The sequence below is a fragment of the Providencia rettgeri genome, assembly GCF_041075285.1.
GTDB lineage: Bacteria > Pseudomonadota > Gammaproteobacteria > Enterobacterales > Enterobacteriaceae > Providencia > Providencia rettgeri_G.
The window spans coordinates 1,541,964-1,562,697 of the sequence record NZ_CP163512.1; the positions used below are offsets into that span (position 1 = coordinate 1,541,964).

General features: G+C 39.2%; 23 protein-coding genes. 12 read left to right on the forward strand and 11 right to left on the reverse strand.

Going from position 1 to position 20,734, the window contains the following annotated elements; all coding sequences use genetic code 11:
• Positions 1 to 64: 64 nt before the first annotated feature.
• Entirely contained in the window at positions 65 to 1,177 is a 1,113-nt protein-coding gene (gene ada, locus AB6N04_RS06965; protein ID WP_369311162.1) for a bifunctional DNA-binding transcriptional regulator/O6-methylguanine-DNA methyltransferase Ada, read from the reverse strand.
• Between the two features lie 241 nt (positions 1,178 to 1,418).
• Entirely contained in the window at positions 1,419 to 2,597 is a 1,179-nt protein-coding gene (locus AB6N04_RS06970) for an MFS transporter (protein ID WP_369311163.1), read from the reverse strand.
• A gap of 116 nt (positions 2,598 to 2,713) precedes the next feature.
• Between AB6N04_RS06970 and AB6N04_RS06975 the strand changes: the two genes are divergently transcribed.
• Positions 2,714 to 3,613: a LysR substrate-binding domain-containing protein gene (locus AB6N04_RS06975; protein WP_369311164.1), complete on the forward strand. Its 900-nt coding sequence runs from the start codon at positions 2,714 to 2,716 to the stop codon at positions 3,611 to 3,613.
• Here the strand turns inward: AB6N04_RS06975 and AB6N04_RS06980 are convergent.
• Positions 3,610 to 4,461, reverse strand: coding sequence for a helix-turn-helix domain-containing protein (locus AB6N04_RS06980; protein ID WP_369311165.1), 852 nt, complete (start codon positions 4,459 to 4,461; stop codon positions 3,610 to 3,612). The genes AB6N04_RS06975 and AB6N04_RS06980 overlap by 4 nt on opposite strands.
• Before the next feature lie 144 nt (positions 4,462 to 4,605).
• Here AB6N04_RS06980 and AB6N04_RS06985 point away from each other — a divergent pair, with 144 nt between their 5' ends.
• From AB6N04_RS06985 to AB6N04_RS06995, 3 genes are all read left to right on the forward strand, one after another.
• Complete coding sequence (locus AB6N04_RS06985; RefSeq protein ID WP_369311166.1) at positions 4,606 to 5,148, forward strand: GNAT family N-acetyltransferase; 543 nt, start codon at positions 4,606 to 4,608, stop codon at positions 5,146 to 5,148.
• A 167-nt stretch (positions 5,149 to 5,315) separates the two neighbouring features.
• A complete protein-coding gene (locus AB6N04_RS06990) occupies positions 5,316 to 6,743 on the forward strand; it encodes a Na+/H+ antiporter NhaC family protein (RefSeq protein ID WP_369311167.1) in 1,428 nt (475 codons plus the stop codon).
• Between the two features lie 16 nt (positions 6,744 to 6,759).
• Positions 6,760 to 7,749 (forward strand): D-cysteine desulfhydrase, encoded by a 990-nt coding sequence (locus AB6N04_RS06995; RefSeq protein ID WP_369311168.1) that lies wholly within the window; start codon positions 6,760 to 6,762, stop codon positions 7,747 to 7,749.
• Between the two features lie 83 nt (positions 7,750 to 7,832).
• Here the strand turns inward: AB6N04_RS06995 and yqfB are convergent, their stop codons facing one another.
• Positions 7,833 to 8,156: a N(4)-acetylcytidine aminohydrolase gene (yqfB, locus tag AB6N04_RS07000; RefSeq protein WP_369311169.1), complete on the reverse strand. Its 324-nt coding sequence runs from the start codon at positions 8,154 to 8,156 to the stop codon at positions 7,833 to 7,835.
• 172 nt (positions 8,157 to 8,328) lie between these two features.
• Here yqfB and AB6N04_RS07005 point away from each other — a divergent pair, with 172 nt between their 5' ends.
• Positions 8,329 to 9,105, forward strand: a complete 777-nt coding sequence (locus tag AB6N04_RS07005; protein ID WP_369311170.1) for a GNAT family N-acetyltransferase — start codon at positions 8,329 to 8,331, stop codon at positions 9,103 to 9,105.
• 34 nt (positions 9,106 to 9,139) lie between these two features.
• Here AB6N04_RS07005 and AB6N04_RS07010 read toward each other — a convergent pair whose 3' ends face one another.
• Both AB6N04_RS07010 and AB6N04_RS07015 read right to left on the reverse strand, forming a co-directional pair.
• Positions 9,140 to 9,739: a LysE family translocator gene (locus tag AB6N04_RS07010; RefSeq protein ID WP_369311171.1), complete on the reverse strand. Its 600-nt coding sequence runs from the start codon at positions 9,737 to 9,739 to the stop codon at positions 9,140 to 9,142.
• Positions 9,740 to 9,859: 120 nt separating this feature from the next.
• Positions 9,860 to 10,633 carry a DeoR/GlpR family DNA-binding transcription regulator gene (locus AB6N04_RS07015; RefSeq protein ID WP_369311172.1) on the reverse strand — a complete coding sequence of 258 codons (774 nt, stop codon included), beginning with the start codon at positions 10,631 to 10,633 and terminating at the stop codon, positions 9,860 to 9,862.
• An 88-nt stretch (positions 10,634 to 10,721) separates the two neighbouring features.
• On the opposite strand from AB6N04_RS07015, the gene AB6N04_RS07020 reads away from it, so the two are divergent.
• Positions 10,722 to 11,522, forward strand: coding sequence for an inositol monophosphatase family protein (locus tag AB6N04_RS07020; RefSeq protein ID WP_369311173.1), 801 nt, complete (start codon positions 10,722 to 10,724; stop codon positions 11,520 to 11,522).
• A 27-nt stretch (positions 11,523 to 11,549) separates the two neighbouring features.
• Entirely contained in the window at positions 11,550 to 12,710 is a 1,161-nt protein-coding gene (locus tag AB6N04_RS07025) for an MFS transporter (RefSeq protein WP_369311174.1), read from the forward strand.
• Positions 12,711 to 12,765: 55 nt separating this feature from the next.
• Here the strand turns inward: AB6N04_RS07025 and AB6N04_RS07030 are convergent, their stop codons facing one another.
• Positions 12,766 to 13,593: a PhzF family phenazine biosynthesis protein gene (locus AB6N04_RS07030; RefSeq protein WP_369311175.1), complete on the reverse strand. Its 828-nt coding sequence runs from the start codon at positions 13,591 to 13,593 to the stop codon at positions 12,766 to 12,768.
• A 418-nt stretch (positions 13,594 to 14,011) separates the two neighbouring features.
• Here AB6N04_RS07030 and AB6N04_RS07035 point away from each other — a divergent pair, with 418 nt between their 5' ends.
• The 3 genes from AB6N04_RS07035 (at position 14,012) to AB6N04_RS07045 (ending at position 15,689) form a co-directional block, all read left to right on the forward strand.
• Positions 14,012 to 14,200, forward strand: a complete 189-nt coding sequence (locus AB6N04_RS07035) for an FAD-binding oxidoreductase (protein WP_369311176.1) — start codon at positions 14,012 to 14,014, stop codon at positions 14,198 to 14,200.
• A 3-nt stretch (positions 14,201 to 14,203) separates the two neighbouring features.
• Positions 14,204 to 14,977, forward strand: coding sequence for a GNAT family N-acetyltransferase (locus tag AB6N04_RS07040; RefSeq protein WP_369311177.1), 774 nt, complete (start codon positions 14,204 to 14,206; stop codon positions 14,975 to 14,977).
• Positions 14,978 to 15,137: 160 nt separating this feature from the next.
• On the forward strand, positions 15,138 to 15,689 hold the full coding sequence (locus tag AB6N04_RS07045) for an adenylate kinase (RefSeq protein ID WP_369311178.1): 552 nt from the start codon (positions 15,138 to 15,140) through the stop codon (positions 15,687 to 15,689).
• A 73-nt stretch (positions 15,690 to 15,762) separates the two neighbouring features.
• On the opposite strand, the gene ddlA is transcribed toward AB6N04_RS07045, so the two are convergent.
• The 3 genes from ddlA to AB6N04_RS07060 all read right to left on the reverse strand — a co-directional run bounded on the left by ddlA (position 15,763) and on the right by AB6N04_RS07060 (position 17,939).
• Positions 15,763 to 16,866 (reverse strand): D-alanine--D-alanine ligase, encoded by a 1,104-nt coding sequence (gene ddlA / locus AB6N04_RS07050; RefSeq protein WP_369311179.1) that lies wholly within the window; start codon positions 16,864 to 16,866, stop codon positions 15,763 to 15,765.
• A gap of 178 nt (positions 16,867 to 17,044) precedes the next feature.
• A complete protein-coding gene (locus tag AB6N04_RS07055; protein ID WP_369311180.1) occupies positions 17,045 to 17,527 on the reverse strand; it encodes an NUDIX hydrolase in 483 nt (160 codons plus the stop codon).
• A 22-nt stretch (positions 17,528 to 17,549) separates the two neighbouring features.
• Positions 17,550 to 17,939 (reverse strand): cytidine deaminase, encoded by a 390-nt coding sequence (locus tag AB6N04_RS07060; RefSeq protein WP_369311181.1) that lies wholly within the window; start codon positions 17,937 to 17,939, stop codon positions 17,550 to 17,552.
• Positions 17,940 to 18,193: 254 nt separating this feature from the next.
• On the opposite strand from AB6N04_RS07060, the gene AB6N04_RS07065 reads away from it, so the two are divergent.
• The gene (locus AB6N04_RS07065; protein ID WP_369311182.1) at positions 18,194 to 18,823 is read left to right on the forward strand and encodes a GrpB family protein; all 630 of its coding nucleotides are present in this window, start codon (positions 18,194 to 18,196) and stop codon (positions 18,821 to 18,823) included.
• Positions 18,824 to 18,827: 4 nt separating this feature from the next.
• Positions 18,828 to 19,286: a GNAT family N-acetyltransferase gene (locus AB6N04_RS07070; protein WP_369311183.1), complete on the forward strand. Its 459-nt coding sequence runs from the start codon at positions 18,828 to 18,830 to the stop codon at positions 19,284 to 19,286.
• A gap of 71 nt (positions 19,287 to 19,357) precedes the next feature.
• Here AB6N04_RS07070 and leuE read toward each other — a convergent pair whose 3' ends face one another.
• The gene (leuE, locus tag AB6N04_RS07075) at positions 19,358 to 19,999 is read right to left on the reverse strand and encodes a leucine efflux protein LeuE (RefSeq protein WP_369311184.1); all 642 of its coding nucleotides are present in this window, start codon (positions 19,997 to 19,999) and stop codon (positions 19,358 to 19,360) included.
• Positions 20,000 to 20,734: the final 735 nt, after the last annotated feature.

A 20,734-nucleotide genomic window follows, 5' to 3' on the forward strand; every position in this document is an offset into this window, starting at 1 on the left:
AAACACACCAAATTAATAAATAAAAAATATGGATTAACATTTATTGAGATAAACTTTTTAAAATTCATTTAATCGTTTTAAACCTTAACCCGCTTTGCTCACTGGATTTGATTGAGTTACTTTGTGCCTCTTTTAATAATAAGGCCTGTTTACGATCGATTCCCCAGCGATAACCAGATAGATCCCCATTATTTCTCACTACACGGTGGCAAGGGATGGCCACTGCTAACATATTTGCACCACAAGCACTCGCTACCGCCCTAACTGCTTTCGGGTTACCTATTTTTTCTGCTATATCACTGTAGCTGACCGTTTGTCCAACAGGTATATCACGCAAGGCTTGCCATACACGCTGTTGGAATGCCGTTCCTTGAATATCTAATGGCAAATTAAAACCAATTTCAGGTGCTTCAATAAAACCAACAACATCGGCAATAACTTGCTCAAAATGCTCATCGCCGCCAATCAATTCCGCTTTTGGGAATTTATCTTGTAAATCATTCAGTAACTGTTCAGGATCATCACCAAGTAAAATAGCACAGACCCCTATCGTACTCTGTGCAACTAATACGGTTCCTAATGAACATAAAGCGAGTGCAAAATAAATTTTGCCCCCATTTCCACCTGATTTCCAAGCACTAGGCGTCATGCCTAATCGCTGTGTCGATGTTTCATAAAAACGGCTATTTGATTGATAGCCTGCATCATAAATTGCATCAGTAATACGTTTTTGCTCTTGTAATTGTGTTTGTAATTTTTGATGACGAAACGCATTAGCATATGCTTTTGGCGTTAAACCCGTATGTGTCTTAAACAAGCGATGAAAATGATAACGGCTGATCCCAACGTAATCAGACAATTCGGCGAGTGTTACCGTTTGACTATTTTGTTCAATATAGCGGCAGGCTTTTTCTATTTTCTGCTTATAGAATTGTGTTAATTGCGTTGCTTCTGTCCGATGTCGTTTTCCTTGACGATAACCTTGGGCTATCGCTTGCGCTTCATTATCAAAAAACACCACATTTTCTCGTTTAGGTAAGCGTCCAGCTGCTGATGGATGATTATAAATGAGCGAGGTTTTTACACCATACACGAAATGACCATCAGCTGTTTTATCTCTTTCCACAATAGCTTGCCAGCGCTGCTCCGGTGTTTTCCATACGTTTTTCGTCGTCATGATATTGCCCTTTTTTAATTTAATAACCTGATTATGACGAATAACCTACGCAAAAAATCTCCGCAGATTGCTTTTTAATTATGTCGCCAATTGCTTATTGCAGTGCTAATTTTTAATACCCGAGCTGGTGGCTAGCTAAAAATTTTAGCTGAATTCAGATAAGGCCTGTCTGGTTTGTTGTAACTTGGCGCCAACATTAAGAAAGGCCTGCTAGTTTGACTTTTCCTGTAGTGTTTTTCAATTAGCCACAAGCAATTTCAACGGCTACTTTTGCATCGGATTTTTTGCGAAAAATAATGATGATGACGGCTATTCCTAACACAGCTACAAAGGTTCCCATAAAACTAATCATAGAATAACTATAACCATAGGATAATACGGCTCCCCCTATAGCTGCACCAATTGCATTACCTAAATTAAAAGCGCCAATATTGACAGAAGAAGCCAACGCCTGTGCGCCTGTCGCTGCATTCATGACTAAAATTTGTATCGGCGGGACAATACCAAAGCTAAAAATACTCCAGAATAATAACCCTACCCCTGCACCAATAGCATTAACCGCTATGAATGGGAATACAGCCATACTTAACGCTAGCATTAAGAAAAAGATGATTAACGTGCCATACAATGATTTATCTGCAAACAAACCGCCGATATAGTTACCAATTGTAAAACCAATTCCAATAATAACTAACATGAGCGTGATCATTTCATCCGATGCATTGATGAAGTTCATCAGCATGGGCGTAATATAGGTATACAGGGTAAACATCGCACTTGCCCCTAATACCGTTGATAACATACTTAGCATGACTTGTGGCTGGCGTAAAATGCGTAATTCATTTTTAACATTAACTTCTTGTCCTTGAAGATTGTTAGGTAAACTGAGAATTAAACTCCCAATGGTTAATAATCCAAGTGCAGCGATTAAATAAAAAGCCTCGCGCCACCCCATCACTTGAGTTAATTTGGTCATAAGTGGAACACCACCAATATTGGCAATTGTTAATCCCATAAACATGGCCGCAATCGCGCTTGCTTGCTTACCTGGTGGAACAACACTCGCTGCCACAATAGCCCCCAAACCGAAAAATGCCCCATGGTTTAGGCTGGTAATAAAACGTGAAATTGAGAGTGTCACTAAGTCAGGTGACATTGCTGAAAGTAAATTACCTACCGTAAAAATAGACATTAAGAACACCAAAGCGACTTTCGGTTTTCTCTTCACCAATAATAATGTCATGATCGGCGCACCAACCATCACTCCCAGTGCATAAATCACGACTATTGATCCTACTGATGGAATATCAACCTGAATATTATCAGCAATATACGGTAACATTCCCATTGGGGAAAATTCAGTTGCTCCAATGGCAAAAGCGCCTATCGCTAATGCTAGCAACGCGGTGTTAATCCTCATGTTATCTGCCTTATTGCAATAAAATATTAACATTTACTCATGGGCTGAATTTTTCCACATTGAAAGTTAATGAAAAAGACGTTAAGGTGAGAATAACTTTTGCTGGAAATGCAATAATGAAAATAACTTTTGAAGAACTGCAAGCCTTTATCAGTGTCGTTGACTGCGGCTCTATTACCGCAGCAGCTGAGCAATTAAACATAACTATTTCAACGGTAAGCCGTGCATTGCTTAGGCTCGAAGAGAAAATAGACACAACCTTACTTTACCGCACAACACGCTCAATCAAGCTCAGTGATGAAGGCATTGCATTTTTGCAAAAAGCGCGAGAGATTGTTGATCTTGCTCACGAAGCAGAAGAAATGTTATCTGTGCGTCAAGCGATCCCTTCAGGTAAGTTACGTATTGATGCTTCAACCCCTTTTTTGACCCATGTTATTGCCCCACTGATCCCGTTATTTCATGAACGTTATCCGCAAGTTGAACTTGAAATTCATAACTATGAAGGGATCACTAATTTATTAGAACATCGAATTGACGTGGCATTTCGCATTGGCGTGCTGAAAGATTCCTCACTCAATGCCACTTTATTAGGCTTTAGCCAAAAACGTTTAGTAGCCAGCCCGGCCTACTTAGAGAAATACGGTGTCCCACAAAATATTCAGGAATTAAAGAAACACTGTTTGTTGGGTTTTACTCAGCCCGATTCTCTCAATGTTTGGCCAATAAAAAATGCGGATAATGATTTACTTAAAATCACCCCAAATATTGCAGGAACAAGTGGTGAAGTTTTATTCCATCTTGCAGTGCAAGGCGCGGGGATTTTATGCTCAGCCGATTTTGTCACCATGGATGCCTTTACCAGTGGCCAGTTAGTACAGGTTTTAGCAAAAGAAACCTCAGTGATTCGGCAGCCAATTAATGCTGTGTATTATCGCAATCAAGCTGTTTCACCTCGCCTACGGTGCTTTATTGATTTTATAAAAAAATATTCAACCAAAATAGAGCCTCTCTAAATTTTCCCTATTTTCAATTTCACGCCCTTTTTAAATTCTGTGAGAGTGACTCCCGTATGCCGTTTAAAATAACGGCATAAATATGAGGTGTCCTCAAAATTAACCTCATCTGCAATTTCCTTAATTGATAATTTACCCATTTCTAACAATGCTTTTATTTCTAAAATAACTTGCCTATCAATCAATGCCTTTGGTGGATCATTAAAGAAATTCTGACTAATTTTTGATAAATAAAATGGTGTGATCGATAGCTGCTCTGCGTAAAATTTAACCTCTTTGTGCTGTTTACAATGCCGCGTAATTAACTCCCAAAAACGCCAACAAAGTTGTTCTTGTCTATTGCGTTTTTCCGGTTTGGCTAAAATCATTTTTGCATCATTACTGATTTCAAGAAATAAATTTTGCAAATGGTTTTTCAATTGTAATTGCCAGTGTTCACCCGATTCGGTGACGATGAAAAGCATAATTTTTTTCCAGCAATCAAATAAATTGTTTTTTTCTACAGGGATTTGAATAACCGGATAATCATTAAAAAAGGCAAATAACTGTTGCGGCAACGAATAGGCAATCGACGTGGCTAATTTTTTATCAATTAACAAATATTCGAGGCTAAAGCATCGTGATTTGGCTTGCAACATGACAAAGGTATCATCATATAAAACAATAAGGTCATTTTTTTGAACCCGATACTGCCTAAAATTGATATTAAAAACCGCACAGCCTTGCATACAAATACATACAGTGACATAGGATGAAGTAAGTTGTTTTTTCTGCATTTTATCCATATTTGTCACCCCAAAGCGGATTGCATCAGGAATATCAATTAAATGATTTTGTAAGCTTAGCATCACGATTCTCCTTATTTACCAACAATGCCACTTCATATAAAAGTTGTCATAAGTACCTAAAATGGACAATTTTCGCGCTTATATATTATTCATTAATACCTAAAATAGACAGATTAATCCCTTCTATCATAAAAGGAAAAATTGATGGTACTTTATACTGAACGTTTAATTTTACGCCCATGGCAAGAAACGGATGCTGAAGATTTATATTTTTATGCAAAGGATGAGAGAATTGGCCCGATTGCAGGTTGGCCTGCTCACCAAAGCGTCGAGGAAAGTCGCACAATTATTAAACAAATTTTCATGCGTGACGAGGTTTATGCTGTTACCTTAAAAGAAGATAACCGTGCGATTGGTTTAATCGGGCTATCTTTAAGCCATGAAAGTCATTTCCCGATTGGCGATAACGATGCGGAAGTCAGCTATTGGATCGGTGTGCCATTTTGGGGTAAGGGATTAATTCCTGAATCGATTAAAGAGATTGTTCACCACGGATTTGTCGACCTAAAATTAGATAATTTATGGTGTGGTTACTTTCAAGATAATGTACAGTCAAAAATTGCACAGGAAAAATGTGGCTTTAAGTATTATAAAACCTTAGAACCTCAATTTATTGAGCTAATTGGTGAAATAAAAACCGAAGAAATAAGCCGACTTACTAAGCAAGAATGGCTTTCATTACCCTAGTTTTGAACACATTGAGGCTATCACATTGATGGCCTATCTCATTTTATTGTCACAACACATTTCTAAACACACAAACATATTCTACCACTTACCAATTAATGCTATGATTTTTCGATAACAATAAAGTCAAAAAATCAAATTTTTATATAGGATTAACAGGTAAACACATGCACGACTATGGTATTTGGACAATAATCACCCCAATTGTAACGATTATATTAGCAATACTTACTCGCCAAGTAATGCTTTCTTTAATGTTGGGAATACTCGTTGGCTTTACTGTTATTAATGACCACAATATTCTACTGGGTGTTAAAGGTACGGTAGATGGCATTATTAATACATTTTCATCCGCTGGAAATACGCGCACCATTGTCTTTATGGTGATGATTGGCGGGATTATGCGGTTGGTTGTTGTTACCGGGGGCGTTAGAGCGCTAGTCCAATTATTGACGAATAAAACGCGATTGATTAAAAACCGCACGGCAACACAATTACTGGCTATCGTGATCACGTCACTCATTTTTATTGAAAGTTCAATTAATCAATTAGTCGCGGGGGCTTCCACTAAGAACTTAGCACGGCAATATGGTGTTGCCCCCGAAAAAATGTCCTATTTGATCCAAACTGCATGCGTTTCTGTTTGTTCTTCTGCCATTATTAATGGTTGGGGAGCCGTCATCATGGGGTTAATTGGCGTGCAAATATCTCGAGGGTTAATTACTGGTGAGCCTTTCGATATTTTAATTTCCTCTATCGGTTATAACCTTATGGCTTGGTTATCACTTGCGACAATTTTATTTTATGTATTTACCAATTTTTCATGGGGTCCGATGAAAAAAGCAGAGGATAAGTACCAACAACAATTTGTTGCTGGGAACATTTCAGCCTCCAATGCGCAAGACAATAATGACGAAATTATTGATCACCCTAATGCCCATTCTTCATTAAATTTCTTTATTCCTATTTTATCAACGGTATTAATGGTACCAATCGCCCTTTATATCACAGGGGATGGTGACTTTAGCAAAGGGAGTGGTTCTACCTCTGTTTATTGGGGGGTTATGTTCGGTACTGCTGTGTCATTTTGCTGGTTTATTGGTCGCCGCTTATTAAATATTGATAGCTTTTTTAAAGAGTTATTTATCGGTTATGCCGATATGCTAAAAATAAGCTCCATTATGATTTTAGCATTTTTAATGGGAAATGTGTCTGCTGAGCTCAATACTGGCGCTTATATTGCCGAAGTGACTCAAGGGGTTATGGCACCGGGTTTTTCCATTGGCTTTATCTTTATTATTAGTGCCATTATGTCTTTAGCAACAGGCACTTCCTGGGGAACCTTCGCAATTATGATCCCCATAGGTGTTCAATTAGGTTTATCCGTAGGAATGCCTGTAGAGTATATGATTGGTGCAGCAATTTCAGGTTCAATATTTGGTGATATGACCTCACCGATATCAGCGGATGCTATTGTGGCCTCGATGGCTACAGACTGTGAACACATTGAACATATTCGCACGCAAATGCCTTATGCATTAGTCACTGCCAGTGGCGTACTTGCTATTTACCTTTATCTTGGTTTTACCCACTAATTAGATGAGAATTTAGATGTCAATTCAACTAACACTACGCCAATTTGAAAAAGTTGATTTATTAAAAACTGCAACACAACTCCATCGTCTTAATAACTTGTCAAAAAAATTTGGCCGTGAAATTTATATTAAACGTGATGATATGACACCTCTGGCGATGGGGGGAAATAAATTACGTAAGCTCGAATTTCTAATTGCTGATGCTCTAGCAAAAAATGCAAAGATTATTGTGACTGCGGGCGCAATCCAATCAAATCATGTTAGGCAAACCGCGGCTGTAGCGGCGATGTATGGCTTAGAATGTGTCGCATTATTAGAAAACCCAATCCAAAGCAATAATGCAAACTTTTTGCACAATGGCAATAAGTTATTAACCGATTTATTTGGCGCACGTTGTGTTATGTGCGATGAATTGACGGATCCACACGCTCAAATGGAAGCACTAATTGAGTCATTATCACTCAGTGACGCTTATGTCGTCCCCGTGGGCGGTTCAAATGCTTTAGGTGCATTGGGTTATGTTCAATGTGCGGTGGAAATTGCTGAACAAAAACCCGACGCCATTGAGTTCGATAAGGTTATCGTGGCTTCAGGTAGTGCAGGTACCCATGCAGGCCTCGCTATTGGACTACAAGAATTATTACCCAAAAGCCAAGTTATCGGTGTAACCGTATCTAGAAAGCAGCCAGATCAGGTGCCAAAAGTTACAAAACTACAAGATGAATTAGCGCAGCTATTAAAATTACGCAGTGTACCTGAAGTGACATTGTGGGATAACTTTTTTGCTCCTATGTATGGAATGCCAAACCAACAAGGCTTAGCGGCGATTAGGCTACTTGCTCAACAAGAAGGCGTATTGCTAGATCCAGTTTATACAGGAAAAGCGATGGCAGGTTTAATTGATTATTTAGAAAACTCCACAGAAAAAACACCTATTTTATTTATTCATACCGGTGGCGCACAAGCCTTGTTCGCTTATTCAGATATTAGCCAAACAATCGGATAAACCATACTTATTATCTATAAAGGGCATTTTGCCCTTTTCTTTTATAGTTTATATTTTATCTTCACTATAGCTAAGAAAATATCTTATTGATTTAATAACCGATAAGTAATCACATATAACGATTGCTCAGTGGGGTAAATTTCTTTGATTAGCTTTTTCAATGTCTCTAACGTCATTGCTTCTTGTTCTGCATGGTATTCGGAAATATCATCATAGAAAATAGGCTCAACAGAAAGTATTTCAATTTCGGTGTAATATTTCCCTGTTTCAAGGGCATACACCTTAACCTTAGTTCCCGGTACATAGTGGCTTTCACTTTTATCGCGGATCGTAATCATTTTTTTACCTGATACCACCAAAGGTAGTAGCCGTTCAAAAAAAGTTATACTGTCTGGTGCATTGCTCATAATTGGTCCCTAGTTTCTATTAAAATAGCAATATATGTATTTTCTTATAACTTCGTCAAATTGCAATAAAATGGTTGTTTTCGTGCTATTGCTTGTCTCTATTCTACTGTTGTAGCACTGTTTTCTATACAATCAGTTATACACACGATTAAAAATAGAGTGGATATCGATAATGAATCATAATGAGACCTTGTTTTATCAACAAGAAGAGTATTTTTGGTCTGCGATTTGTTCAAATACGCTTAAAATTAGCGAAAACACTATTGCCTATTTTTCTGAACTCAATTTGCCTATTTTCAATTTTATTTATCTTCATCAGGGAGCCACTCTCGGTGAATTTGAACAAGCAGAAAATGCATTTAAGCAGCAGTCTAAGCCTTATGCATTAGTTGTTCATCAACACGAACTAAGCCAATTTGAACAAGAAATTGCCAAGCGTAGTTTAATTGCCGATGGTGAATCTACAGCAATGATTTTACCAAAGTCCGCATTGTCTTTATTTAATGAGCCATCACCACTTGGGACTGGCTACCGAATTGAGCAGTGTAATGAACGGTTGTATGACTGGGCACAACCGTTGATTACCGCATTTCCTGTTGATTCAGACGAAGACGACGATACCGTCATTAATGAATATATCTGTTATCACCAAAGAGCTTTAGACAAGCAAGTCAATATGATGCATTTTGTCTTATTTGTGGATAAACAACCCGTATCGACGCTAACACTGACGTTAAATGGTAAAACTGCACGTCTGGATGATATTGGCACTGATATTCAATTTCAGGGAAAAGGATTTGCGACAAAGCTTATCAAATACGCATTAGCAATTTGCAACCAACAAGATATTGAACAGTGCGTATTAGAAGCTTCATCCGATGGGCTTTCCATCTATAAAAAACTAGGTTTTGAACCTATTTTTAATTATTTAAGTTTTATTGCTGAATAAATTTTAAACCTGTCTCTTTTTATCAAGGTACAGGTTACTTAAATAAATAAGGCGTTAAAGTGATCACCAGCAACAATATACCGCCCCCAATATTAATATATTTTCTCAGCGCATTAATTTGAATTGATGACGAGAAGAAAACCAGCGTACCGCATGATACGACCAACCATGCAGCCATCATGAAAACATGAATACTGGATAAGATAAGAAAATGGGCTAAAGAAGGGTCGTTACCAACAAAATTAGAGACGACCACTAAATATAAAACAATTGCTTTGGGATTGAGTAGATTGGCTAAATACGCATCTTTAACCGTAACCGTTCTTATCAGATTATTTGCTGAACTTTTTCCTGCTTTTAAGCCCGTTCTAATCAATGTTATCGACAAATAAACTAAATATAATGTTCCTAAAACACCGATTGAGCGCATTACCCATGGGTAAGAGGCTAGAATTTTTGACAGGCCAATACCCACCAATAAGCCATGAGTCAATATCCCTAACCCAGTCCCAGCAATTGGAATAATGAGCCCTCTCATTCCCTCGGTTAATGTACTATTCAGAGCAATTGCAAAGCTTGCCCCTGGCGATACAATAATCGGAAACAGTGTAACTATAAAACCCAATATATCCACAAGTACAAACCTTATCGCAAATTGCCTATTTTATCCCGGCTTTGTTGTACCCATCCGTTGTATTTTTTCGCCATTATATTAAACAAGGCGATTAAATTGGTGCTTTTAATGCCCTCTTTATTAACTGGCCATGACTATTTTTAGGGGCATATCTGCAAATAATTCAGCGGCTTTCGGCGCTATGCTTTTATCCATCACCACAATCGATATTTGATCACAACTTGCAATGGTATAACGTGCGACACCCAGTAACTTATCTGCTGTAACGCCCATAATAACTTGATTACTTCGCTCAATAAGGACTTTTTTAAATTCAGCTTCTTCATAATCAAAAATAGTCACCCCCATTTGAGGATCTAATGCGCAACCACCAATAAAACATTGATCAAAATGAATGTGATTAATTTGTTTCACCGCTGATGGGTCAAGAGTCGCGCCAATTTGCCGATTTAATTTCCCACCAATTAAAATCACTTCACAAAGGGGAGATTTCATTGACTCCATGGCAATTGACGGAGAGTTAGTGACTACTGTGAAAGGGATTTGAGTCGGCAAGTTGCGTGCTATTTCTAAATTGGTTGAGCCGCTATCAATAAACACGCACGCACCTCGCTTAATTAATAAGCTACAAGCCTGTGCAATTTTTATTTTTTCTGCTTGATTTTGCTCGATTCTTTGCTCGAATGTTCCTGCCACCTCTAGCATACTTACCGCCCCGCCATGCACTCGGCGACATACCCCATCCTGCGCTAATTCGTTCAAATCCCTACGAATTGTATGCTCAGAAACTTGCATATCTCGGGCTAAAATTGTACAAACCACGCGCCCCTGTTCGCGTAACAGTTGACGAATTTTATTTTGTCTTTGCTCTGGAAAAGCGGCATAATCGAGCATACAGTTCCTCATGATTATTTTTAAATGATCATAATCGAGCAGCACATTATGTCAAATACTATCTGCACAACATAAAAAGGAAGAAAATATGAATAACAGCCCTCTCCCTGATAGTGCCTTTTTACACGAACTTGCAAATATAGCAGGGAAAATCTCTCTCGAGTACTACCGTACTAATGAACTAAACGTGGTTGAAAGTAAGCCAAAAGCGCATTACCGTTTTGACCCCGTTACACAAGCTGACAAGCTTGCTGAAAAAGCCATGCGCGAACACATCACGCAACTCTATCCAAATCATTCTATTATGGGTGAAGAATATGGCATTACAGGGGAAGGCGACCTGCAATGGGTACTCGACCCAATAGATGGCACTCGTCCGTTTTTATGTGGGATCCCCCTGTGGGCGAATTTAATTGGTCTAACTGAACACGGAAAAGCCGTGATGGGGATGATGAGTCAACCGTTTATTGGCGAACGCTTTTGGGCTGACCAACACGGCAGTTGGACAAGCAGTGCACACGGACATTTCCGTTTATCCACACGAAAAAATGTCAAATTAGAACACGCCATTTTGCATACTACCTCCCCAGAGCCTATTCCAGCTCGACCTGACATCCACTTTATGGCACTGAATGAGCGCGTGCTAATGACCCGTTATGGGGGAGAATGTTATGGAATGGCGATGCTTGCAGCAGGAAGAATTGATATTTGTGTCGAATTCGCACTGGAGCCTTATGATATTGTCCCATTGATCCCTATTATAGAGCGTGCAGGTGGCGTAGTCACCACTGTGGAAGGAAAACGCGCAGAAGCTGGGGGCGCTGTCGTCGCAACAGGTTGCCCAATCCTTCATGAACGCGTTCTGGCTATCTTAAACTCAGATAGTTAATTTACCATTTAAAAAGTATTATAAAAAATGCAATTTACTCAACAACTCAATAAAAATGCGCATTTCGTGCCTGCGAAAAAAGAGCGAATTTCCACACGCATTATCTTTTTTATTGCAGGGTTTGTTACCGCAGCTTGGGCGGCTATCGTCCCCTATGTGAAAGTCAATACAGGTGCCAATGATGCAACACTCGGCATGTTACTGCTTTGTTTTGGGGGCGGAGCCTTAATTGCGATGCCAGTGACGGGGGCATTAGCCGCTCAGTATGGATGTCGCCGTTTGATGGTGACCGCAACCATCAGTTTTTGCTTACTTTTTCCTGTCTTATCATCACTTTCTAGCATCAGTTTTCTCGTTGCCGGTTTATTACTATTCGGTATTTTTATTGCCCTGACTGACTGTGCAATGAATGTGCAAGCGGTGATTGTAGAAAAGTCATCAGATAAGCCAGTTATGTCAGGCTTTCATGGGTTTTACAGTGTGGGAGGGATCGTTGGTGCAGGCACCATGAGCCTTATTTTGCTCTTAGGGGCATCTGCCACTTTAGCGTCTATTTTTATTTCAGTCATTGCATTGATTTTATTAATCATCAGTTATAGCGGCTTAATTACTTATGCAAACGCACCGACAGGCCCACTCATTGCTATTCCTAAAGGTATTGTGCTGGTCATTGGGATTGTTTGCTTTGCTGTTTTCCTTGCAGAAGGTGCTGTGCTTGACTGGGGAGCGGTATTCTTAATCGAACATCATCGACTAAAAGAAACTCTCGGTGGGTTAGGTTTCGCGGCATTCGCGACCACGATGACAATTGGCCGATTATTAGGTGATAAGATAGTCATCAAAGTTGGCTCTGCTCGAGTGGTCTTTTTAGGCGCAATACTGGCTTGCCTTGGTTTTGTGATTGCCGTTCTCTCCCCTTATTTGGCCCTTGCTATCGTTGGTTTTGCTTTAGTTGGCGCAGGTTCAGCGAATATCGTCCCTGTGATGTTTTCTGCCGTTGGTAAACAAAATACCATGCCTGAAGCTTTAGCTGTACCGGCAATATCAACATTAGGTTATTTAGGCATTTTAGCGGGTCCCGCTGCCATTGGTTTTGTGGCCTTCCAATTCACCTTAGCGACGGCACTTTTAATGATCTCTGCATTATTACTGGTTATTGCCTTTGTTACCCGTTTTATTCGCGTTTAATTTCAGCCTGTACATAAGGTTGCCATTTATTAGCAACCTTATGGTAATTCAGCAATTAGAGTTCGATAGTGCCACTAATACAGTTGATTACATCTCCGGCAATCCAGACTCCCTCTTCATCAGCCGTCACATACACTCGCCCTTCGCCATAAACGCACTGCCCTTGGCCAACGATATAGTGTTTTGGTAATTTCCCTTTCGCAATCAACCATTGAGCCACACCTGCGTTAAAGCTCCCTGTAACAGGGTCTTCCACTGAACTGGTGCCACAAAAAACTCTAACTTCAAGTTGCTTATCTTTACCATCAGGATAAATCGCACATAAACCAATATCAAAACCCTTCAGTTGAAAATAATCGGGTTTAATACTCAATAGCTTATCAACCGATTTAAGTTGGATCCCCATCCAACCAGGACCGTTATCAACCCAATTGCTATCAACAATATCATCCTCTGTGATCCCCAAGCCTTTCAATACCTTTGTTTTTTCATTTTGACCAATTTCGCCACTACGGATAAGCGGTGGAGCCTTAAATGCCAATCTGTTATCCACCATCTTGATGGTAATTAACCCTGCTTTACACTCTTGAGTTATCGTTGTTTTCTGTTGCTGCCCATAGGTTTGCTGCCAAACAAAACAACTCCCTAAAGTTGGGTGCCCCGCGAAAGGCAGTTCTCCTTCCACAGTAAAAATCCGCACTCGGTAATCCGCTTCTGGGGTTGTTGGCTGTAATAAAAAGACGGTTTCACTTAAGTTGGTCCATTTTGCGAACTTATTCATTTGTTCGTCTGTCAGGTTATCAGCCCCAACAACAACGGCTAAGGGATTACCATCCAGTTTACTGGCTGAAAAAACATTCACTTGCTCAAAAATATACTTCATTTTCCCTCTGACTTTGTGACTACATATATTCGCTATAGGAATAATAATGCTCTAAATAACAATATTTGTGTATATAAATGCAATAAAACATTAATATAGTGATTGTAAACGATACTCTTCACAGGTAACTCATGGATCCTACAGCAAAAAAGACCATTGTTATCGTGGCTCTGGCTTTGTTGTAGCAACTTAGTAGAGTATTTATCAAAAACAATTGTTTCATCACATTATTTCAACACCTAAAATGAAGCTACATTCTGTTTCTGTGAGTAAAATACTGTGCGCTGAAGATTACTTAAGTGACCGCCCAGAGCATAGCCTCATATGTATCGCACAAAACGCCCTAACAGTTATCAAAAATTCATTTATAGGTAGTCATAGGTTAAATCTTGAAAAAGCTTTCATCGGAATGAGACCTATGCCTAAAGATGAGATGCCAATTGTCGGAAAAGTTGCTGATTTCGAAGGTTTATATATTATCAGTATGCACGCTGCGATCACGCTAGCGCCGCTGATATGCCAATTGGCTCAAGATGAAATTTTGCATGGATCAGAACAAGCTGCCCTTGGCCCATATCGATTAACTCGTTTTGCATCAGGTAACTGACAAATGAATATTCCTTTGTACTACTTAAGACATTATCAATCGATTGAAAAAACGTTTTGGACATCTATTTGTGAACATAGTATCCAGATTGCACAACACACAATTTGCTATCTAACTCCCCTTAATTCACCCGCATTTAACTTCATTTATTTGCAGCCTGACTCAACCAGTCATGCTTTTATGCAGGCTCACAACCTATTTGTTTCGCAGAAGAAAAATCACACCTTAGTGATCCCTGAAGAAATGCTTCAACAGGTAGTGACTGAAGCCGAATCATTAGGGTATAAACGTGACAGCGTCACGACAGCAATGGCTCTGACCTTAGCAAAACAAAATAATGTTAAACTGCCTGATAACCAAGTCGATATCGTATTAGCGAATCACGATTTGTCTTTATGGGCAAAACCGCTTGTTTCCGCCTTTTACCTATCTGAAGAGCACGATCAGGTTATTAAGGAATATGTACGTTATCATGAAGATGCATTGCAACAAGGTGCACCACAATTTCACCTTGTATTACTTGTCAACGGCGAACCTGCGACTTCAATGACAGTAACAATTGAAGGTACTCTCGCCCGCTTTGATGATATTGGTACCGAACCAAGGTATCAAGGCAATGGCTACGCCTCTCAACTGATTGCTTATGCGTTAGCATTTTGCCGCCAGCAAGGAGTGGAACACTGTTTCCTAGATGCCTCAGAGGCAGGGTTTGACCTGTATAAAAAATTTGGTTTTGAGCCATTATTCCGTTATATCAACTATGTCTGGTGTAAATAATCTACGTTTCTGGCGTTATTTACGCGATACTCCTGAATTGGAACCTTTGATCGTACTGTGGTTCCTTCAGGGGTGGCCTTCCCAATATGGCTCGGATTATCATTAGCATTAAGCCAACTTTTCCATCTATTTATCGCAAATATATCTGACGTCTACATGTATGAAAATTAATATTATTGGTACCAGCGGCAGCGGTAAAAGCACCCTTTGCCAACAACTTGCATCATTATTAGATGTTCCCGCTATCGAATTGGATAGCCTGTATTGGTTAGCTGACTGGCAAGGCTCTTCAGATGATGCACTTAACCGTAAGCTTAGCGCTGCATTGGAACAGGCGACATCGGGGTGGGTGCTTGATGGGAACTACACTCGAACTCAACCCATTAAATGGAAAGATGTCGATATGGTGATTTGGCTTGACTACTCCTTACCCCGAACGCTTTACCAGTCTATCAGACGCACAGTATCACGTATTCGTTCAGGGGAAGAACTGTGGAAAAATACAGGTAATAAAGAGTGTTGGAAAAATGCTTTTTTCAGCCGGGACTCGATTATTTTGTGGCTTTTAAAAACATACTACCCAAATAAGGCAAGAAACCTAAAACATATGGCAAATATCAACTTACGCCATATTCAGTTTGTTCGGCTTACATCACCAAAGGAAACCACCTTGTTTTTACAACAGATGAAGGCACAAATTCAAGGTGGCTAAATAGGCTTGCTCGAGTGCAAGGAATCATCTCGGTAGTCATAATAACAACTACCGAGATAGAATAACGGCATGATTAAATTTCATCACATGCCGTTTTCAACATCGCTGTTTGTTGGAATTTTTCAATGCCTAACTCAATTAAGCGGCTAATTAACTGCTGATAGGTCATGCCACCTTGCTGCCACAGTTTCGGGTACATACTGATATTGGTAAAACCTGGCAATGTGTTGATTTCATTGATAATGACATCATTAGTTTCCGTTAAAAAAACATCCACACGGGACATACCGCTACAATTTAATGCACGATATGCTGATAATGCAATCCCACGAATTTTATCACTCACAGCTTCATCTAACTGAGCAGGAACGACCACAGAAGCTCCATTTTCATCAATATACTTGGTGTGATACGCATAAAAACTATCGTGTAAAACAATTTCACCACAAGGACTGGCTAGCGGTTCTTCATTACCTAAGACGGCACACTCGATTTCACGCCCTTTTACTGCACTTTCAATAAGTACTTTGGTATCAAATAAAAATGCAAAATCCAGCGCTGCTTCAAACTCTGCTACACTATTGACTTTGTTGATCCCTACTGATGAACCTTGATTTGCAGGCTTGATGAACAAGGGCAGACCTAACTGTGCGACTGTCCCTTGATATTCGATTGTTGCACGTTCATTTTTGAGCACGGTAATAAAGGGGGCAATATTTAAACCCGCATCTCTGAGTAATCTTTTAGTCACGTCTTTATCCATACAGGCGGACGAACCTAATACACCCGGTCCGACAAATGGCAAATTCGCCATGCGTAACAGCCCCTGTAATGACCCATCCTCTCCTAAGTTACCGTGAACAATAGGGAAAATAACATCAATTTGCGGTAGTGGCTTTGCATCTTCAAGGGAGATAAATTGCTCACGAGTTCTTCCTGGAACCAGTGCGATGCTGCGTTTGGGTGTATTTAATGCGATGCGAGATGGATCATTACCATGGAGAAGAAAATCGGCTTCATTGTATTCATGCCATTGACCTTCTTTATTGATCCCTAAAAGGCACACATCAAATTTATCACGATCGAGACCATTAATAATATTTTTAGCAGATTGCAGAGAAACTTCATGCTCTGTCGATTTTCCACCAAAAATTACACCTACCCGTATTTTGCTCATTTATCTGCTCCAACATAAGACACCAAACCTAGCAGAGAAATATAGCACGCACGGGAAAAGTTATGGCATAAATTCTTTGTTTTACAGTGAAGTTCGCTGCATTAATGAGCAATTATTCGTTTTTTGATGGAATGGCTGTCAGTAATTAATACTATCAATACTAATTCAATAAACCAATTCACAATTGACCCTGATTAACCTCCCGATAATATTCATTTGCCATCTTTGCCAGTTCAATAACATCTTTGGGGATATTTAAGTTCACCAACTGTTGAAAAGTTACCCAGTAAAATGGCGAAAAAGGCGGCTTTTCTGGTGAAGTTAATTCACATAAATACACCATATCAATATGCCAATGGTCACCCTTTTTCTTATCCACAATAAACTCTTTAAGAATGGCCATTGGCAACGGCAAAGATTGTGTATGAGAGGAGTCAGAGACCTGAGCTTTAAAAGGATATCCACAACTGATAATTTTACAATCTAACCCTGTTTCCTCTAACACTTCACGGTACAATGCCTCTTGTGGCTCTTCATTTTCTTCAATATGCCCCCCAGGCGGTAACCAAAAACCAAGCTTAGGGTGCTCATGGAGTAAGAACTCGCCCTTTGCGTTACGGATCATTGCCGTGGCTGTAAAATGTTTAACCTCTTCATTCATTTAATAGCAACCTTTTTAATGCTTAACAACGTGGGGCTTTCCAATCATATGGCATAAGTTCAGCAAGAGTCACTTGGGTATTGTCATCAACGCCAACAACGGTTGCTTTATTTTTATCAGATAGTTGGCTAAGTAGCTCACGGCAGCGACCACAAGGTGGTACAACACAACCTGATGCATCAACCGCAACAATCGCCTTTATCACTGAACGCCCTTCTTTAAGCATATCTGCAACGGCTGCATGTTCTGCGCAAAAACCCAATGAGCAAGCCGAGTCGATGCTCACACCACTATAAATTTTACCATCAACGGTTTCTAATGCGGCAGCAACATGCCCACTCTCTATATAGCCATTAAAAGTCGCTGGTTTTGCATATTGTTTCGCAACGTCGATAAGGTGTTTTAACATCATTCTTCTCTCTTCATTTTAAATGAATCATTTAGCGCTATTACAGCCCGTTATTGCTTTGCTACTTTCAGTTTGGCTGCTCAATGAAACCGTTAATGCCTTTATGATTGCATCAACCTGTGGCATTTTTCTAAGTTGCAGTTTCAAAAAAATTTATCCATAAGCATTAACGATACTCCATAGGCACGCAAAGCGCGATCACGATAATTATTTACTTTATTATTAATCGTCATATATAAATTGAATAGGAGCAGTCGATGCGCTTTTCTTTCGAAGATCACAAACAACAGGTTATGTACTTTAATGAAGGTGATCCACTTGAAAATCCTTGGGTAAAAGGAAAGCCCACGCCTTGCCAAATTCAGGTTGTACCTTATGATCGGCGATGGGAAACAGTTTATCAACAGCAACAAAAACAAATTTATGAGGCCCTACAAGATAACGCACTAAACATTGTCCATGTTGGCTCGACAGCCATTCCAGACTTAGCAGCTAAGCCTGTTATTGATATTGACCTTATCGTGGTCGATCCCGCGGATGAAAAAAGTTATGTACCCGCCCTCGAAAAGCTTGGGTTTGAACTGACTGTACGAGAACCCTCTTGGTATCAGCATCGCATGCTGAAATTACAGAATCCTAATGTTAACTTGCACATCTTTGCACCAAATTGTCCTGAGCATCTACGCCATTTACTATTTCGTAACTGGTTAATTGCCCATCCCGAAGATAGAGCAAGATATGCCAGCGCTAAATTCGCTGCGGTAGTCAATGCCAACTATGTCAAAGAGTATAATGATAATAAAAATGCTGTTATCAGAGATATTTATCGTCGAATTTTCACGCAACTAGATACACTTCTACCTAATTTACTTTTATGTGAGAACTAAAAATATGCGTTTTGTGATTGTAACTGAGCAAGACACGCTATTAATTGATCAAATTAGCCATGCATTAAACCAAGAATGGGCTAACTTATCCCCATGGGCAGACACTGTACAGATCAAACAAAGGTTGCTAAAGCGAAGCCAAGCGGCTAATCCGCAAATTCTGTCTTGTTTTGTGGATAATAATGAGCAGCTACTGGCAACCGCCAGCACGATTTTTCATGAACTTCCTGATGTTCAACAGGCAACTTGGTGGCTCGGTGAGGTTTTAACTGTGCCATCAGCCCGAGGAAAAAGGATTGGCAGCCAGCTTATTGAGGCGCTTTATCAGTACTATAGGCAATTCACAAACGAAAGTCTTTACCTATACACCCCTGATATGCAAGCACTTTATCGAAAAATGGGGTGGCAAGATGTGGAGCAGCGAGAAGTGAATGATGAGCTTGTTACGGTTATGAAGCGTTAAAATGGTATTATTAATAGATAAAAAAATAGCCAGCAATTCACTGGCTATTTCATGTTTAATTCCGTTATCTTTTAGGCTGTTAACGCTAATTTAGCGCCAAACATTAAGAATACAGCCCCAATACAACTATTGGAGAACTTTGATAGTTTCTTATTGTGTTTTACCATATTTGTCACGGCAACGGCACCGAAGATCAGTAGTGATAAATAAATCATACTGCAGGTTTCTAAAATCACACCAAGAATAAAAAATGGCACCCCTGCACTGGGATAAGCAGGATCGATAAACTGTATAAAAAATGACACATAGAAAATAATCATTTTAGGATTTAGTAGGCTTAAAAACACCGCTTTTTTATAGGTTCCTTTCGTTTCTAAAATAATAGTTTCAACATCATGGGCTCCCTCTTTTTTGTGTAATACGCTATAAAGCGTTTTTATTCCTAAATAAAATAAATAAGCTGCACCCGCGTATTTAATCACACTAAAAAAGATTGGCGATGTTTTGACTAATGAAGCAACACCTAAAAAAGACAGGAATATCAATATCGCATCTCCTGTAAATACACCTAGCGCTGCTTTATAACCATTTTTCACACCATATTTTGCACTACTAGTTAAAACAAATAAAGAATTAGGGCCTGGTACCAATGTAATAAAAATCACACCGATAAGATAAGTCCATAAGTTTGTAATACCGAGATTTTCAAGCATAGGAAACCCGCTAACTCAATAAAAGTTATAACAAAAAATTCACATTACTTTCTGATAGTGATTATGATACAGGTTTTATTTTTTTATAAAAGATATCACTAGACACAATGCCAATATACAGATGAAACAACCAATAATTAATCAAAAGATAGGATATATAACAACTTGATAGTTAGCATTCTGGAATTTTAATTCAACTACCATCATCAAATTAGAACCAAACCATAAACACATTAATTGTTAGCATTATATGCTGATAAATACATTTTAAATAGACTTATATGAATGTTTACCCTTTATGATGTTGCTAGGGGCTGTTTATCTTTGCTGCTGATTTTTACTGCTAAAAAAGGTTGAGAGATAACTAAAAAAATAGGGAAATATATCCGTCGTGCTAACTGACAACGATTTGAATCAAATATTGTCCCTAAACGCGGCCCTACGGGTTCGATTAAAGCACGTTTCACTCATTTAACGCTGTGTTGAGAGGCTCTTGCCGAGTTCACAAGGCGGCGAACCTCTCACCTTGCCTAAAATGGCTTTAATTCGAATTAAAATTGACCATCAAAGATAAACAGCCCTAGTGATCTGATTCTCATTTCGCGCTATAACATCGGAATGATTAATTTCAGCAACAATTCAATCAAGAGTCATCGTAATTTTTTTTAAACAATATTAGAAATGGTTTAAACTCACATTTAATTAACAAATCTTGGGTAATTAAAACTGTGAATA